Annotated in this window: 18 protein-coding genes and 1 tRNA gene; 11 read left to right on the top strand and 8 right to left on the bottom strand. The window is 56.4% G+C overall.

Annotation, left to right across the window (positions count from 1 at the left end; all coding sequences use genetic code 11):
- Nucleotides 1-6: 6 nt before the first annotated feature.
- The 3 genes from plsX to BFV97_RS06110 form a co-directional block, all read right to left on the bottom strand.
- Nucleotides 7-1,113 (bottom strand): phosphate acyltransferase PlsX, encoded by a 1,107-nt coding sequence (gene plsX, locus BFV97_RS06115; protein ID WP_069299442.1) that lies wholly within the window; start codon nucleotides 1,111-1,113, stop codon nucleotides 7-9.
- 26 nt (nucleotides 1,114-1,139) lie between these two features.
- Entirely contained in the window at nucleotides 1,140-1,346 is a 207-nt protein-coding gene (rpmF, locus tag BFV97_RS18395) for a 50S ribosomal protein L32 (RefSeq protein WP_083225535.1), read from the bottom strand.
- Between the two features lie 155 nt (nucleotides 1,347-1,501).
- Entirely contained in the window at nucleotides 1,502-2,092 is a 591-nt protein-coding gene (locus BFV97_RS06110; RefSeq protein WP_083225534.1) for a YceD family protein, read from the bottom strand.
- 112 nt (nucleotides 2,093-2,204) lie between these two features.
- Here BFV97_RS06110 and BFV97_RS06105 point away from each other — a divergent pair, with 112 nt between their 5' ends.
- Complete coding sequence (locus BFV97_RS06105) at nucleotides 2,205-2,666, top strand: outer membrane protein assembly factor BamE (protein WP_069299441.1); 462 nt, start codon at nucleotides 2,205-2,207, stop codon at nucleotides 2,664-2,666.
- Nucleotides 2,667-2,763: 97 nt separating this feature from the next.
- On the opposite strand, the gene msrB is transcribed toward BFV97_RS06105, so the two are convergent.
- Nucleotides 2,764-3,174 (bottom strand): peptide-methionine (R)-S-oxide reductase MsrB, encoded by a 411-nt coding sequence (gene msrB / locus BFV97_RS06100; RefSeq protein ID WP_069299440.1) that lies wholly within the window; start codon nucleotides 3,172-3,174, stop codon nucleotides 2,764-2,766.
- Between the two features lie 89 nt (nucleotides 3,175-3,263).
- Here msrB and BFV97_RS06095 point away from each other — a divergent pair, with 89 nt between their 5' ends.
- The gene (locus tag BFV97_RS06095; protein ID WP_069299439.1) at nucleotides 3,264-4,034 is read left to right on the top strand and encodes a GNAT family N-acetyltransferase; all 771 of its coding nucleotides are present in this window, start codon (nucleotides 3,264-3,266) and stop codon (nucleotides 4,032-4,034) included.
- A gap of 20 nt (nucleotides 4,035-4,054) precedes the next feature.
- Here the strand turns inward: BFV97_RS06095 and BFV97_RS06090 are convergent, their stop codons facing one another.
- Nucleotides 4,055-4,333, bottom strand: a complete 279-nt coding sequence (locus BFV97_RS06090) for a YrhK family protein (protein ID WP_069299438.1) — start codon at nucleotides 4,331-4,333, stop codon at nucleotides 4,055-4,057.
- Between the two features lie 156 nt (nucleotides 4,334-4,489).
- Here BFV97_RS06090 and BFV97_RS06085 point away from each other — a divergent pair, with 156 nt between their 5' ends.
- Nucleotides 4,490-5,467: an MrcB family domain-containing protein gene (locus BFV97_RS06085; RefSeq protein WP_069299437.1), complete on the top strand. Its 978-nt coding sequence runs from the start codon at nucleotides 4,490-4,492 to the stop codon at nucleotides 5,465-5,467.
- Between the two features lie 103 nt (nucleotides 5,468-5,570).
- On the opposite strand, the gene moaA is transcribed toward BFV97_RS06085, so the two are convergent.
- Nucleotides 5,571-6,584 (bottom strand): GTP 3',8-cyclase MoaA, encoded by a 1,014-nt coding sequence (gene moaA, locus BFV97_RS06080; protein ID WP_069299436.1) that lies wholly within the window; start codon nucleotides 6,582-6,584, stop codon nucleotides 5,571-5,573.
- A 160-nt stretch (nucleotides 6,585-6,744) separates the two neighbouring features.
- Here moaA and BFV97_RS06075 point away from each other — a divergent pair, with 160 nt between their 5' ends.
- From BFV97_RS06075 to BFV97_RS06065, 3 genes are all read left to right on the top strand, one after another.
- A complete protein-coding gene (locus BFV97_RS06075) occupies nucleotides 6,745-7,251 on the top strand; it encodes a hypothetical protein (RefSeq protein ID WP_069299435.1) in 507 nt (168 codons plus the stop codon).
- A complete protein-coding gene (locus BFV97_RS06070) occupies nucleotides 7,248-8,876 on the top strand; it encodes an AMP-binding protein (RefSeq protein WP_108721640.1) in 1,629 nt (542 codons plus the stop codon). The genes BFV97_RS06075 and BFV97_RS06070 overlap by 4 nt, the downstream gene beginning before the upstream one ends.
- A gap of 122 nt (nucleotides 8,877-8,998) precedes the next feature.
- The gene (locus BFV97_RS06065; protein ID WP_083225533.1) at nucleotides 8,999-10,249 is read left to right on the top strand and encodes an AAA family ATPase; all 1,251 of its coding nucleotides are present in this window, start codon (nucleotides 8,999-9,001) and stop codon (nucleotides 10,247-10,249) included.
- 16 nt (nucleotides 10,250-10,265) lie between these two features.
- On the opposite strand, the gene BFV97_RS06060 is transcribed toward BFV97_RS06065, so the two are convergent.
- Nucleotides 10,266-11,585, bottom strand: coding sequence for an ATP-binding protein (locus BFV97_RS06060; protein WP_069299433.1), 1,320 nt, complete (start codon nucleotides 11,583-11,585; stop codon nucleotides 10,266-10,268).
- 60 nt (nucleotides 11,586-11,645) lie between these two features.
- Here BFV97_RS06060 and BFV97_RS06055 point away from each other — a divergent pair, with 60 nt between their 5' ends.
- The 3 genes from BFV97_RS06055 (at nucleotide 11,646) to rnd (ending at nucleotide 13,947) form a co-directional block, all read left to right on the top strand.
- Entirely contained in the window at nucleotides 11,646-12,572 is a 927-nt protein-coding gene (locus BFV97_RS06055) for an MBL fold metallo-hydrolase (protein ID WP_069299432.1), read from the top strand.
- A gap of 75 nt (nucleotides 12,573-12,647) precedes the next feature.
- A tRNA-Asn gene (locus BFV97_RS06050) sits at nucleotides 12,648-12,722 on the top strand.
- Between the two features lie 67 nt (nucleotides 12,723-12,789).
- Nucleotides 12,790-13,947 (top strand): ribonuclease D, encoded by a 1,158-nt coding sequence (rnd, locus tag BFV97_RS06045; RefSeq protein ID WP_069299431.1) that lies wholly within the window; start codon nucleotides 12,790-12,792, stop codon nucleotides 13,945-13,947.
- A gap of 59 nt (nucleotides 13,948-14,006) precedes the next feature.
- Here the strand turns inward: rnd and BFV97_RS06040 are convergent, their stop codons facing one another.
- Nucleotides 14,007-14,552 (bottom strand): hypothetical protein, encoded by a 546-nt coding sequence (locus BFV97_RS06040; RefSeq protein WP_069299430.1) that lies wholly within the window; start codon nucleotides 14,550-14,552, stop codon nucleotides 14,007-14,009.
- 157 nt (nucleotides 14,553-14,709) lie between these two features.
- Between BFV97_RS06040 and BFV97_RS06035 the strand changes: the two genes are divergently transcribed.
- Nucleotides 14,710-15,141 (top strand): SufE family protein, encoded by a 432-nt coding sequence (locus tag BFV97_RS06035; RefSeq protein WP_069299429.1) that lies wholly within the window; start codon nucleotides 14,710-14,712, stop codon nucleotides 15,139-15,141.
- An 88-nt stretch (nucleotides 15,142-15,229) separates the two neighbouring features.
- The gene (gene bmt, locus BFV97_RS06030) at nucleotides 15,230-16,240 is read left to right on the top strand and encodes a betaine--homocysteine S-methyltransferase (protein ID WP_069299428.1); all 1,011 of its coding nucleotides are present in this window, start codon (nucleotides 15,230-15,232) and stop codon (nucleotides 16,238-16,240) included.
- Nucleotides 16,241-16,304 lie beyond the last annotated feature (64 nt).

Genomic DNA, 16,304 nt, shown 5'->3' with positions numbered 1-16,304 from the left:
TGGTTTTTAGGAGCCGTCGGCAGAAGAGCCTTTGGAGTCGTCCTCATCTTGTCTGTTCTGCATGCCGGATGCAACACGCGCTGCCAGTTTTTCGGTAAAGCGCAATTGGGCGAGCTGTTGGGCCAGCCGGATTGCAGCGGCAACGCTGGTGGCATCGGCCGCGCCGTGGGATTTGATTACTGTGCCGTTCAATCCCAAAAACACACCGCCATTCACGCGGCGGGGGTCGATCCGGTGCTGCAGGCGGCGCAGGCTCGGGTAGGCGAAAACGGCTGACAGACGCGACAGCAGGCTGTTTTTGAAGGACTCGCGCATGCGCAGGGAAATCATCCCTGCCGTGCCTTCACCGGTTTTCAGGGCGATATTGCCGGTAAAACCGTCGGTGACGATCACATCAACCTTATCGGAATGAATATCGCCGCCTTCAACGAAGCCGACGTATTCAAAATCATTCAGCGCCGCATCTTCTTCGATGATGTCATTGGCTTCGTGAAGTTCGGGACGGCCCTTATGTTCTTCGGTGCCCACATTCAGCAGGCCGATGCGCGGACGCTTCAGACCCAGCCCGTTGCGGGCATAAGAGGCGCCCATCAGCGCAAAAACCTTGAGATCCTGTGCATCGGCGCGAATATCGGCGCCCACATCCAGCATCACATTGAAATTTTGCGGATTGAGAGAGGGCCAGAGCACCGCAATGGCAGGGCGCTTCACGCCGGGTGCCTTGCGCAGTCGAATCATCGAAAGCGCCATCAGCGCGCCGGTATTGCCGCAGGAAACGGCGACGCTGGCCTCTTTGGTGCGCACTGATTCCAGCGCAGACCACATAGAGGTTCCTTTGCCGTGCCGCATGACGTGGCTCGGACGGTCGTGCATATCCACAACACCATCGGCGTGACAGATGCTTACGCGGCCTTCCAGCACGGATTTCCGCTTGATCAGCGGCTCCAGTGTGGGTTGGTCGCCATGCACAATAAAGGAGATACCGGCATTTTCTGCTGCCGCAGACGCCATTCCATCAACGACAACGGCGACCCCGAGGTCGCCGCCCATCGCGTCAATAGAAATGACTGTTTTTGAAGCAGAATCAGAGCCGACAGTTACGCTGGTTTGCATGTCTGGTCAGCTCAATCTCTCTTTGCTCAGGCTGCGTCTTCGTCGATTTCGACGTCGTCCACAACGGCAACTACTTCACGGTCGGCATAGTGGCCGCAAGCACCACAAACGTGGTGAGGGCGTTTCAGCTCACCGCAGTTCGGGCATTCGTTCGGATTGTCCGCAACGAGGGAATCGTGGGACCGACGGTTTCCGCGGCGGGAGCGGGTAATTTTATTCTGTGGGACAGCCATGTCACAACCTCAAGATATGGCGGGTAAACACTACCCGGATGCGCGGTGATGTAACCCTTGTTCGTCGCAAGAACAAGGCGTCATTTCCCGCCTGAAGATAAGAGCCGCGAAAATACAAAGATACTGTGTCTTCGCAACCCCTTTTCCCTTTGTTTTTACGATTTGTCCATTTTTTCTTTTAACGCGGCCAGCCCTGCAAAGGGTTTAGCGTCTTCGTCGCTCATCGGTTTGACGCCCGGTTCTGCGAAAACCGATTCTTCCAGCGCCGCACTTTCGCTGCGGGGATAGTCCGGCATGGCAAGCGCAACAGATTCGATTGCGATGCCCTCAAGGTCGATCACAGTGCCAAGCGGGTCCTGATCCACATCCTCTGGCATCTCGACCACCGTGTCGGGGTCAGGTTCGTGCCAGTCGGCCACAAAAGTGCGGGTGACGGTTTCATCAAGCCGCGTCTTGACCGGATCAAGCGTGACCACACAGGCCTGCGTGATCGTCGCGCCAAGATCTGCCTTCAAGGACCAGTCACTGCGCCCGCGCGGGGACAGCGTACCTGTCAGACGCAGCTTCTGCACCCCGAGAATATCGAGCTTTTCCTGCGCCGCTTCCAACTGTGCCTGATCGAAGACCAGATCAAAGTCGATGCTCCGTCCGGAAGGCATGTCGGCTACGGGAATTTGGGCGCGTGTCTCTACCCGCTTTGGTCCCTTGGCGGATTTGGCTGCTGGTTTGCCGTCGGAATTGGCCATTTTGACCCCTCATATCGTCAGTTTTGCATTGCTCTGTTCCATAAGATATTTGATTGTCGGGCGAGAGCAAGCTATGACACGCCAGTGACATAAGAAACGGGGCGCAGGCAACATGCAATTCAAGCATGCGAGAAAGATCAGAACCACACTCGCGATCATCGGCCTGTCCGTGACTGTCGCTTGTTCGGCAACCTATACCAACCACGGCTATGTTCCAACCGAGCTGGAGCTTGAGAATATTATCGTGGGTACCGACACCCGCGAGACGGTTGCCGAAATCGTCGGGCACCCGTCTTCAACCGGTGTTCTGTCGGACGGGGCGTGGTACTATATGTCCAGCCGGATCAAATATTACACCTACAACAAACCGGAAACGGTAGAGCGGACGATCCTCGCGGTGTCTTTTGATGCCAATGACAAGGTCAGCAACATCGAACGCTTTGGTCTGGAGGACGGACGGGTCATCACCTTTTCCCGTCGTGTGACCGACAGCGGCGTGCAGGGGACCAACATCTTCCGTCAGTTGCTTGGCAACTTTGGCAACATCAATGCGGAACAACTGCTCGACGGGTGATCATGGGGATGATCTTAAGGTAATCCCAATGAAAAGGCCCGCCGGATGCAGGGCGGGCCGTTTTTAATCAGTCTTTTCAGTGTTTTGCGACAGGGTGTTAACCCTCTTGCTCAAAGTTCAGCGCAGCGCCGTTCATGCAATACCGCAGGCCGGTCGGTTGCGGACCATCGTTGAACACATGACCCAAATGGGCGTCACAACGGGCGCAGACCACTTCGGTGCGGCGCATGAACCAGCCGTTGTCTTCGCGCTCTTCCACGGCTTCCCCGCTTGCAGGTTCGTAAAAAGACGGCCAGCCGGTGCCGCTGTCAAATTTGGCTTCTGCATCAAACAGCGGCGCATCACAGCAGACACAGTGAAATACGCCGGGGGCCTTGGGGTAGTTGTCATTGGTGAAGGCCCGTTCCGTGCCGCCCTTGCGGGTTACTTTATAGGCCAGATCGGACAGTTGTGCGCGCCATTCTTCATCGCTTTTTACAATCTTATCTGTCACGTCATGCTCCTTCATCGAATATCGACGTTGTCGTTTAGTCCTTGGTCCCATAGATATAGTGAAACAGGGCGGCTGCAAGCGGTCCGATCAATGAATGGTGATTGATGACCGCTTTTGACAGCAAGATCGCGTCTGTACCAGCCGTGACCAGAGGCCGGTTGCAGGCGCGTATGGCGACAGGGGCGCAGGATGTGCAGGCCGCCCAGCGGTTGCGCCACAGAATGTTTTCCGGGGCGAGGGCGGCAGAGGCAGGCGCGCTCGACGCGGACGGGTTTGATCCCAAGTGCCAGCATGTGCTGGTCGAAGATACGGACACCGGCGCGATCCTTGCCTGTTTCCGTTTTTTGCATCTGAACACCGGCGCGGATTTGGGCATCAGCTATTCGGCGCAATTCTATGATCTTAACAATCTGCGCAGCTACAGGGATCCCATGCTGGAGATCGGCCGGTTTTGCACCGCTGAAGGCGTGAACGATCCTGACGTGATCCGTCTTGGCTGGGCCATGCTGACCCGCTATGTGGATGCCCATAGCATCGGCATGATGTTTGGCTGTTCGTCTTTTCCGGGCAACGACACAAAACCCTACAGCGCTGCACTTGCACTGCTGCACAAACGCCACCTTGCGCCGGCGCATTGGGCCCCGAGACCCAAAGCCCCCGAGACACGCCCGCTGGTTTCAGACGATTGCACAGGACTTGGGGCTGGCAGAAAGCCTGTCCCAAGCCTGCTGCGCACCTATCTGGGGATGGGGGGCTGGGTGTCCGACCACGCCGTTATAGACCGTGCCCTTGGCACGTTTCACGTCTTCACAGGGGTGGAGATTGCGAAGATCCCGCAGCGGCGGGCAGAGTTGTTAAGGGCGGATGCGCGGTGAGGGGTCTTGCGGCTTATCCGCTAGGGTCGCTTGATCGCGACATCTTCATACTTGCCCACCCGTAGATAAGCGTATTCCCGAATGAGCTTCAGGGTCGGTCGCAGGCCAAACAGGATTGAGCCGATCAGGAAAAGCCATGTCCCGGCCAAAGACGTCGATTCCCTGAAAAACAGGACGCTGCCTACAACAAACATAGAGGCCGCTGTGACATCGACCACCGTATAGGCCAATTCAAAATAGGCATAAATCTTCTTATGTCGCTCGCTCAGATTTCGTGTATCCGGATCGAATAATTGCATGTTTGTCTCCTGAGTTATGGAGGGTTCTTTCACGGGTTAACAAACTGCATGGGTTGAAGTTCCGCCACGATTAGGGGAGAGGGGGCGTTAAGAAATTTCTTGCTACCCTAAAAAATCTATTTAAAGTTGAGTAAGTTTTTAGGTGAAAGGTAATTTATGCTGGCTGCAAACTTACTCCGTCTTGCTACTGAATTTACATACGAACGTGCAAAACCGTTTACTGGTTCAGCTTTTGCAGATTTCGTAAGACACGACATTGCAATGGATGCCAAAATGGCGCTGTCACTCTGGCACTTTGACTTAAAAGTAAAGGCTAGCGTAGGTCAGGGGGTGTGGGCCTCGGTGCCTTGGCTTGGTTTTTTTGATCCATTAATCACCGAGACGGCTACGCAGGGATTTTATGTGGTCATTTTGATTAACCCAGACGAGCAGACAGTAATCTTGTCGATGAACCAGGGGACTACCGCGATCTACAACGAATTTGGCCAGTTTAGAGGGCGTGAGATACTTAGCAGGCGCGCAAAAGATATGGCCGACCGTGTGGCAGAGTTTAAAAATCATTTTACCGATGATCCGATAACCCTTAGTTCCACAGCTGGTTTGCCAGCGGGATATGAGGCTGGGCATGCGTTTGGCAAAACAATGCAGGGTAGTAGCCTCACGGAAACGGAGCTTTCGGATGACTTGTATCACATGCTCGAACTATATGAAACTTTAGTATCTCGCGGGGGAACAACTCCGAGCGAAGTTATGCACGAGGAGGCGGGGGGGAAAGATATTGAAGAGACACGCCGATACGTTTTATCTCGACGAATAGAACGATCTGCGCGAGTGCGCAAACAGGTCCTTTCAGTCAGACCTGCGATTTGCGAGAGTTGTGGCTTGGATCCTAAACGGGACTACGGCTTTAATGGGCCCGTTCATAAGACACCACTTGACGTACACCACGCAGCTCCGCTGTCCGGTCTGTCCGAAGGAGAAACACGAAGGTACAGTATTCAAAATGACTTTCTAGTTCTCTGCCCGACCCGTCATCGCATGATACACAAAACCGAAAATCCGTCTGACTTACAAGGACTTAAAGATAAAGTTCGATTTAAAATCGCAAGAGACGTATCTTCTTACCTCCTTTAACGTGCAGAGCAATCAATCAGTCTCTTGTGTTTCCCACCCTTCCTATAGGCTACTTCATTTAACGCGTATGATAATAGGGAGTAGTAATCCACTACCCCAGCCATCACCCGCCAGTATGACTCATATGCCGTGTCATTGTCCCTGCCACTTCCTGCCGTGAGTAGTCGAAATCATGGCCTTTGGGCTTTTTCGCGATGGCGGCGTGGATGGCGCGGATCAGCGGGGTGTTGTCTTCGGGGTTGTCCCGCAGCACGCGGCGCAGGTCGGCTTCGTCTTCCTGTCCCAGACACTGAAACAACTGGCCGGTGCAGGTCAGGCGCACGCGGTTGCAGCTTTCGCAGAAATTATGGGTCAGGGGGGTGATAAAGCCGATTTTCTGCCCCGTTTCATTCACCCGCACATAACGGGCCGGGCCGCCGGTATTTTCCGACAGGTCGGACAGCGACCATGTCTGTTCCAGCCGTGCCCGCAGGTCTTTGAGGGACCAGTATTGGTCCAGACGGTCCTCATTCCCGAGATCGCCCATTGGCATTACCTCGATAAAGGTCAGGTCCATGCCACGATCCGCACACCATTTTACGATGGTTTCCAGTTCGTCCTCATTGCCGCCTTTCAGCGCAACCACGTTGATTTTAACCCGCAGGCCGGCCTCTTGCGCTGCGTCGATCCCGTCAAGCACCTGTGCCAGACGACCCCAGCGGGTGATCTTGGCGAATTTCTGTTCGTCCAGCGTATCAAGCGAGATGTTCACCCGCCGCACGCCACAATCCGCCAGTTCCTGTGCAAAGCGGCGCAGTTGAGATCCGTTAGTGGTCAGGGTCAGTTCGTCCAGTTTGCCGCTGTCGATATGGCGGCTCATAGCGCGGAAATATTCCATAATGCCACGGCGCACCAGCGGCTCGCCCCCTGTGATCCGCAGCTTGCGCACACCCTGTTCCACAAAAGCCGTGCACAGACGGTCCAGTTCCTCCAGCGTCAGAAGCTCTTTCTTGGGCAGGAAGGTCATGTTCTCTGACATGCAATACACACAGCGGAAATCACACCTGTCGGTTACGGAAACCCGCAAGTAAGTGATGGCGCGTTGGAACGGGTCTACTAGTCTGGGTGCATCTGTCATAGGGGGAACCTAGGGGGTGACTGCCAGCGCATCAAGGGGTTTCCACCGTTTACGGGGAGTTGAATTGCAGGGCCTGCGGACCTATCGTCGGGATTGACGCCGACCCGCTCTATGCCAGCCACGACAAATGACCCTTTCGCGCACAAACAGGATACCCGTTATGACCCGACCCCTCTTTTTCTTCATAGCCGCAACTCTGGCGCTGGCCGGTTGCGGCGATAGCGGTCCGGGACTGTTCAAACGGGCAGAACGCGGGCCGGAGCCTGTGGTGCAGGCCCCCGCCGAAACCGATGTGCGGCCCAAGCAGCGCCCCGATGCGCCCGCCCTGAACGCAGGCGGTGCACTGACACAGGAAGCCGCCGGCGCGGTAAGCGAGACTGCGCTGGCAGAGGCGACCAAACCTGTGGAACGGCCCGAACAGGACAAGGGCACCACCGTGGCTTCTCTTGGTCTGTTGGAGCGGGACGGGTTCTGGCTGCGCACACCGCTGGTCACATCCGAGGCAGACGGGCGCGTTGTGCTGGAACCCTCGGGGGCGTCGGTGAACCTCCGCCTGTTGCCCAGCGGGGGGGAATCGGGGTCGGGATCGCAGCTTTCTATTGCGGCGATGCAGGTGCTGGGCGTGCCGATCACCGATCTGGTCACGGTGCGGGTGTTCATTCGATGATCCGGTTTGCCGATCCGCTGGTGCCGCGCCGCGACAGTTGGGGGGCGATGCGCGTGGCGTTTGAATGGCCGGAACTGGACCGTTTCAACATGGCGAGCGCCTGTGTGGAACGCTGGGCGCGGCAGGATCCTGAACGTACGGCGCTGATCTGCCTTAATGATTGCGGCACGGCCACGCCGGTCACGTTCCAGCAGTTGGACCGGCTCGCCAACCGCTTTGCCAATGTTCTGACGGCGGGCGGGGCAGGGCGGGGGGACCGCTGTGCCATCCTGTTGCAACAATCCCTTGAAACCGCTGTCTGCCATTTCGGAATCTACAAAACCGCAGGCGTGGCGCTACCGCTGTTTACCCTGTTCGGGGCCGACGCGCTGGAGTTCCGGCTGCGCGACAGCGGGGCGCGGGTGGTGGTGACGGACAGCGCCAACCTGCCCAAACTGCTGGAGATTCGCAACCGCCTGCCCGACCTTGAAACCATCTATTGTATCGACGGCGCAGGACCACAGGCGCGGGACTTTCACGCCGATCTGAACGCCGCCTCTGACAGTTTTCGCACGAAGGCCACCAGCCCCGATGATCCCGCATTGCTGGTCTATACCTCGGGCACGACAGGCCCGCCCAAAGGCGCGCTCCACGGGCATCGCGTGCTGATCGGGCATCTGCCCTGCATCGAAACCGCCCATAATTTCTTTCCCATCAAAGGTGACCTGCATTGGACGCCGGCGGATTGGGCGTGGATGGGCGGATTGATGAACACCCTGATGCCGAGCCTTTATTACGGCGTGCCGGTGGTGGCCTACCGCATGGGCAAATTCGATCCTGAACGGGTTTATGACCTGATCGCCGCCCATTCCATCCGCAACGCCTTTCTGCCGCCCACGGCGCTGAAACTGATGCGGCAGGTGCCGGCACCCGGCGCAACAACCCTGCGATCCGTCCTCTCTGGCGGTGAGGCACTGGGCGCGGATATTCTTGACTGGGGGCGCAAGGGGCTGGGGCTGACCATTAACGAGATTTACGGCCAGACCGAATGCAACCTTGTGCTGGGCAATTGCGTGCGCAGCTTTGATCCCAAACCCAACAGCATGGGGCAGGCGGTGCCCGGCGCCGAGGTGGTGATCCTTGGCCCCGACGGCATCCCGCTGGAACCCGGAGAGACCGGAGAAATAGCCATCCACCGCAGCCATAAGGCCATGTTCCTGAAATACTGGAACGCACCGGAAAAAACCGCCGCCAAATTCAGCGGCGAATGGATGCGCACGGGCGACATCGGCACCTGCGACGAAGACGGCTTCTTCGCCTTTTCATCGCGCGATGACGATGTGATCACCTCTGCCGGTTACCGCGTCGGGCCGAGCGAGATCGAAGCCTGCCTTGGTGGCCACGAAGACGTGGTCTTTGCTGGCGTGATCGGCGTGCCGGACGAGATACGGGGCGAGGTGGTCAAAGCCTTCATCGTCCTGCGCGAAGGGGTGTCACCGGAGGGCATGGAACAGGTGCTGATTGATCGGGTAAAACAAAAAGTCTCCCCCCACGTCGCCCCTCGCTCTGTCAGATTCCTGACGGAAATGCCAATGACTGCAACGAGCAAGATCATGCGGCGGGAGTTACGGGCGTTGGAGGGGTGATCTTTTTAAGCAAGAAGAGGTTATGTTTGAACGCCTTGTCTTAAGCTATTGGATTCCCCAACGAACTGATGGTAGATGTGCACCTATACTGCGTGCGTATTTTATAAGATGGATCGGTTAAATTGGTTCTTTTTTCATCAAAGTTAAAGCCAGATGAAGTGTTCACACCTCGGTCGGCAGACGTTAATCCCAATCTTTATATTCCTAGGCCTGACTTAGAAGAGGAATTGATAGAGGGATTATCTGAGAGCCAACACCTAGTCATATTTGGTGAGAGCGGTAACGGAAAGTCATGGCTATACAAAAAAGTTTTTAAACAAGAAAATGTAACTTGCGAAGTGGTTAACTTAGTTCAAGCATCAACCCTTGGGTCATTAGGTGCTGCTTTTAATGATAAGCTTTCGCGGAGAGAAGAACTAGAACGACAAGAGTATGAGGTTTCCAAATCGGCCGGTGCCAAACCTGCCGGTATTGGTTTCGATTTCATAGGTACATGGAAATTGGTTAGAGGGAAGAAGGAACCATTTGAGAAACTTCTGGCATACTTAAGGAAATCGGCCGGAAGAGGGAGAGCAGTAATAGTTTTCGACAATTTTGAGCAAATTGCTGACGAACCTGAACTCTGCAAGCAAGTCTCTAACTGCGTGGTTCTTTTAGACGACCCGATATACGCCAATTACGATGTGAAAATTGTGGTTGTGGGGACCCCGGTTGGAATCGATGAGATTCTGTCTAGGAATGGAAATATCCAAACAATATCTACACGTCTGAAAGAGATACCCGAAGTCGAACGGATGAGTGTTACAGAGGCAAAGTTATTGATGCGTAGAGGGCTTGAGGATCAGTTGAAACTGTCCGTCCTCGGGAATTCACAAGTTTTCTATGAGCGAATGCTAAGTATAACGGATCGGATCGCCTTAGAGCTTCAAGGATTGGGCTTGAGAATAGCGAAGGAAGCTTTAAAGAAAAATGGGGTGATTGATCAGAATGTTCTAAACCGAGCAGTAGAAAAATGGGCTAAAAACTCTATTAGAGCTTACTGCGTAATGGTTTCAAATAGGTTAAATTCGAGGGAAACCAAAGTATCAAGAAGAAACCAGTGTATTTATGCTTGTGGAGTTTTGGACAAGGAGAGCTTTTCGTACAAAGATGTAGAGGCGCTAATCAGGAAACTCTTTCCAACAACTACATCGGGCGTTTCCTTAAATATTTCGGGCGAGTTGTCTAAATTGGCGAAAGGAGAAAATCCTTTATTGAAGCGCCTTCCGACTGATGACGCGTACCGTTTGGCCAGTCCTAAGGTTCGTATGGCTATATGCACTATGTTGAAGGTAGAAGACGAAAAGGTTCGGAAAGAAATTTTGAAGATTTAGCAGCACCCACCAACCCCTACCTAGGTAACCTAAACGCTGCCTTCAAACCACCCAGTCTCTCACTGTCGCCGAGGTTCAAACTCCCCCCGTGACTTCTCGCAATATCGGCGGCTATGGCGAGGCCGAGTCCCACTCCGCTGCCTTTGTCCTGATTGCGCGCGGTGTCGAGGCGGGCGAAGGGTTTTACGGCGGTTTCCCGTTGATCGGGGTGGATGCCGGGGCCGTTGTCTTCCACCACGAACTCTACAAAACCCGCCCCCGTGTATAGGGTCAGCTCGCTTTGGTCGCCGTATTTCGCCGCATTGGACAGCAGGTTTGCAATCGCCCGCTGCACGGCGGGGCGGCGCATTTTGACGGGTTCCTCTGCGGCTTCGGCCCCTTCAAGGTTCAGCGGCACAACCCGACCGCCGCGCTCTGCATTGGCGACGACCTGCTCGGCCAGCGCAAGGGGGGACACCATTTCATCCTGTTCCTCGCTGTCGCCTTTGGCAAAGGCCAGAAACTCGTTCAGGATGTCCTCCATCTCGTCCAGATCCCGCGCCATCAGGGTGGTCTCTTCGTCGTCTGAATCCAGCAGCGACAGGGACAGTTTCAACCGTGTGAGCGGCGTGCGCAGGTCGTGGCTGACACCCGACAGCATCAGCGTGCGCTGTTCGATCTGCCGCTCAATCCGGGATCGCATGGACAAAAACGCATTGGTGGCCGCCCGCACTTCGGAGGCGCCACGGGGATAGAGCGGCAGGGACTGGCCTTTCCCGAAGGCATCCGCAGCACGGGCCAGACGGCGTACGGGGCTGATCTGGTTGCGCAGAAAGGCCGCCGCCAGGGCTGTCAGGAAAATCGCCGCTGCCACCATCGCCACCAGCAACTGGTGCGGGTTGGCGGCAGAGACCCGCTTGCGGGGCAGGGTGAACGCATAAGGGGTGCTGTTCACCTCTGCGATAAGGGTCACGGTGCTTTTGGGGTTGGCAAGGTCTATGACGCGGGCCTCCGGCACTTCGGCGCGCAATGTTTCAATGACGTAGCGTCCCGAAAAATCCAGACTGTCCTTCAACCGGTCGGGCGCGTCCAGATCCGCATCGGGCACAGGGCGCAGCGTGATTTGCAGATCCCGCGCCGCCTGAGTGGTGTCCTGTCCGGATTCCAGCAGTGCAATCAGGTGGTTGAGGTCAAGGGATGTGGATTGTGTCATCTGCCGCGTCACGTCCTGAAACAGCCGTTCCACAAAAACCACGCCCACCACGACCTGAATCAGCACAATGGGCACCGCAAGGATCATAAAGGCGCGGCCGAACAGAGAGCGGGGCAGATAGGGCTTGAGCCATTTGTTAAACATCACCACAACAGCGTTACGGGCGGAACCGCCCCTGTGCAACCCAAAGCTGGAGAGCCGCTGATGTCTGATCCGTTTGATCGCAATTATACCCCGAAAACCGGAGAGCTGGTGCAACTGACGCCGCTGATCGGCGTTGTCACAGCGCCCAATGCCGGACCGATGACCTTTACCGGCACCCAGACCTATCTGGTGGGGCAGGGTGCGCTGGCGGTGGTGGATCCGGGGCCGGACAATGACGCCCACCTAGAGGCTTTGCTGCGGGCGATTGACGGGCGGCCGGTCAGCCATATCCTTGTGACCCACTCCCATGTGGACCACTCGCCCCTGTGTCGCCGCCTGTCCGACGCCACCGGCGCACCTGTGCTGGGGTTTGGCACCGCAAACGAAGGGCGCAGTGCGGTGATGGAGCGGCTGGCCGCCCAAGGCAACCTTGGCGGCAATGAAGGCATCGACGAAGGATTCGCACCGGATCGCAAGATTGCAGACGGCGAAGTCATCAAGGGCGATGGCTGGGCGCTGGAGGCGATACATACGCCCGGACATCTGTCCAACCACCTGTGCTTCGCCGTGCAGGGCACAGGCGCGGTGCTGACGGGCGATCATGTCATGGGCTGGGCCACAACGATGGTGTCGCCGCCGGACGGTGATTTGACCAGCTTTATGGCCTCGATGGAAAAACTGGCCGCGCGGGACGGGGACAGCGTTTATTTTCCCGGTCACGGCGGGGCGATCAAAGATCCCGCCGCTATGGTCTCGCATCAGATTCGCCACCGCAAATCCCGCGAGAGCCAGATTCGTCAGGCACTCGCAGGGGGTAATCCCGCAACCGCGCTGCAACTGGCCGAACAGATTTACACGGATGTAGACCCCCGCCTGATCCCCGCCGCAACACGCAATGTTTTTGCCCATTTGATCGACCTGTCAGAGCGAAATCTCGTGCAAGCAGACCGCCCGATCAGCGTCGATGCGGTGTTCTTTGAAAAATAATCAAAAACAGGCAAAATGCCTATGGACGCCCCAAATAGCCTTTGCTATACGCCCATCACCGCAAGGTAAAAATGTTCCGGCGTAGCTCAGCGGTAGAGCAGTTGACTGTTAATCAATTGGTCGTAGGTTCGATCCCTACCGCCGGAGCCATTTTTCCCCTGACCGACTGCGGTTTTCATACCTTGAAGATCGCAGCGAAAAAAACTAAGCCCTGTTTATGAGAACAATAACAACCACCGAACAGCTGGCAGAGTTTTGTGCCCATTGCGCCCAATTCGATTATGTCACACTCGACACCGAGTTCCTGCGGGAGCGCACCTATTATTCCAAGCTTTGTCTGATCCAGATGGCCCATCCCGGTGAAGGGGATGAGGGCGCTGTGCTGATCGACGTGCTTGAACCCGGGCTGTCCCTTGATCCGCTTTATGCGCTGTTTCAGGACGAAAGCGTGGTGAAAGTATTTCACGCGGCGCGGCAGGATCTTGAGATTTTCTACGTGGATCGCGGGATTTTTCCGAAACCCTTCTTTGATACGCAAGTGGCGGCGATGGTTTGCGGTTTTGGCGAACAGGTCGGCTATGAAACGCTGGTGCGCAAGATTGCCAAGGCGCAGTTGGACAAATCCTCGCGGTTTACCGACTGGTCGGCGCGGCCTTTGTCGGACAAGCAAAAGCATTACGCGTTGGGCGATGTGACCCATCTGCGCGAGATTTACGAGTTTCTAAAGCGCAAGCTGCACCAGACGAAGCGCACCTCTTGGGTGGAGGAAGAGGTCGAGATCCTGACCAATCCCGAAACCTATAACGCCAATCCTGACGATGCGTGGAAGCGGTTGAAAACCCGCAGCAATTCCCGACGTTTTCTGGCAACGGTGCAAGAACTCGCCAAATTCCGCGAGTCCTATGCCCAGGAACGCAACATCCCGCGCAACCGCGTATTCAAGGATGATGCGTTGATGGAGGTTGCGGCCACACGACCCAAGGTGCTTGGCGATCTGGGCAAATCCCGTCTGTTGCTGCGCGAGGCCCGCAAGGGCGCCATTGGTGAAGGTATTCTGGCGGCGGTCAAAGCGGCCGATGCGATCCCGAATGACAAACTGCCCCATGTCGCCAAGGCAAGGCAGCGTCCGCAGGGCAGTGAAGGTCTGGCGGATCTCTTGCGCGTGCTTCTGAAAGCCAAGGCCGAGGAATCCGGCGTTGCGCAAAAGCTGATCGCCAATGCCTCTGATCTTGATGATATTGCGGCGGGTCTGGGTGCGGATCAGGTGTTTCGCGGCTGGCGAAACGAGGTGTTCGGCAAGGATGCCAAGGACCTTTGCGATGGCAAGGTGGCCCTGTCTGCGGATGGCAGCAGCGTGAAAATCGTACATATCTAACTAAAACGGCCCTGGCGCAAGCGACAGGGCCGGTGGTTCGTCCTGAACTGGTGCCGCGATCAGCGTCTCAGGCTGATCTGGTTCTGGCGCCCGACCACGCGAATGGCGTTTGCAGCGTTCAGCTTCTGGTTCGAGATGAAAATTCCCACATCTATTTCGCGGCTATGCTCTCCCAGAACATTGGTTTGGAACTGCGGTTCCTTGGCGCGAAACTCCAGCGTTATATCGCCGTTTGCATCGGGTTTCAGGCCGGTCGCGCTGTAGAGGCTGGCGTCATAATACCCCTGACGGGGGGCCACACCACGGGCGCGGATGATTGCGCCACCCCGAGCCCGTTCAAAACGGGCCTCTTTAATGACGCTGATCAGGCCGCCATTGTTCTGGATTACCGGATCAACCCGCTGGTCCACACGGTTGCGGCGGCCAAACAGGTTGCCAAAGCTGCCTGCTGAACTGGCGCTTCCGGCGGATCCTGCACTGCTTGCGGAACCGGCGCTGTTGGCGCTGCTGCCGGCACTGCTACCCGCGCTATTGCCTGCGCTGTTGCCCAAGCCGCAAGAGGAGACCATCCCGACAAGGAGAACTGCGCCTATAAGTTTTTTCATCTGCCGACCCCGTTGTTGGTCTTTTATTTACGGGCCAAGTGTTAGCCAAAACGGGTTTCAAAGAAAAGGGCCGAGTGACGCGGTGTCGAATTATTGGTGGACCTGATCGGGCAGGGGACTTAGGTATCCCACAGGATTTACGCAGGAACGGTTAAGAATGACTGAAGATTTTCAGGAAATCGTGGAAACATTTGAATTCCTTGACGACTGGGAGGACCGCTACCGCCATGTCATCGACATGGGCAAGGCGATGCCCGAACTGAACGAGGCACTGCGGGTGCCCGCTACCAAAGTGGACGGTTGCGCCTCGCAGGTCTGGATCGTGCCCCATATCGAAGGGGACGGGCCGGAAGCGGTGTTCACCTTTCAGGGGGAAAGCGATGCAATGATTGTGCGCGGCCTGATCGCGATCCTGCATGCGCTGTTTAACAATGTGACGGTGCAGCAGGTTGTCGATACGGATGCGGCGGCGGCCTTTGCGCAACTGGGTCTGGATCAGCACCTTTCAGCGCAGCGGTCCAACGGTTTGCGGGCGATGATCGTGCGGATTCAATCCCTCGCACAGCGCAAACTCGCGGCAGATTCATAATCAATATGCTAAGAAAGAATTTGCGCCCTGCCGGTCCATGTGACACGGAGGCGTAAGCTGGCTAATACGGCCTTACGCGGAGCAATATATGTCTGAGAAACTACAGAAACTTCTGGATACCCAAGGCTGGATCCTGACCGATGGTGCGACAGGGACCAACCTGTTCAACATGGGTCTGGAAGCCGGTGAAGCGCCCGAGATGTGGAACGACTGGCATCCCGACCGGATCACCAAATTGTATCAGGGGGCTGTAGACGCCGGTTCCGATATGTTTCTGACCAACAGTTTCGGCGGCAACGCCGCGCGACTTAAGCTGCACAACGCCCAGAGCCGTGCGCGGGAACTGTCCCGCATTTCGGCCGAGATCGGTCGGGAAGTGGCGGATAAGGCCGGGCGCGATGTGATCGTTGCCGGATCGATGGGTCCGACGGGGGACATTATGCTGCCGGTTGGCACCCTGTCCCATGCGGATGCGGTCGAAATTTTTGAAGAACAGGCCACAGGTTTGGTGGAAGGCGGGGCAGATGTGCTTTGGGTGGAAACCATTTCCGCCCCCGAAGAATATGCCGCCGCCGCCGAAGCAATCGGCAATATCGGCGCGCCCTGGTGTGGCACAATGAGCTTTGACACCGCCGGTCGGACCATGATGGGTGTCACATCCAACGGTATGGTCGATATGGTTAACGGCATGGACTATAAACCCTTTGCCTTTGGTGCAAACTGCGGGGTCGGGGCCTCTGACCTGCTGCGCACCATTCTGGGTATGTCAGCGGCCAATCCGGACCGTCCGCTGATCGCCAAGGGCAATGCGGGGATTCCAAAGTATGTGGATGGTCATATCCATTACAACGGGACGCCCACGCTGATGGCGGAATACGCTGTTCTGGCGCGGGATTGCGGGGCCTCTATTATTGGCGGGTGCTGTGGCACGATGCCCGAACATCTTGCCGCCATGCGCAAGTCGCTCGAGTCCACGCAAAAAGGCGAAACGCCGGATCTGGCGCTCATCGCGGAGCGGATGGGCGATTTTTCGTCCGCAGACGACGGCACGACCGCCAGAACCGGCGAGACACGTACAAGACGCCGCCGCCGCGACTAATCCATCTTAAAATGCGAAGAGCGGTCGGATTGTGAAACACAAATGTCGCTTATTTCGCAGAATG

It is taken from the genome of Neptunicoccus sediminis (assembly GCF_001719615.1).
Lineage (GTDB): Bacteria > Pseudomonadota > Alphaproteobacteria > Rhodobacterales > Rhodobacteraceae > Amylibacter > Amylibacter sediminis.
The sequence above is the reverse complement of the archived record's forward strand: the minus strand, read 5'-3'. Positions and strand labels throughout refer to the sequence as shown.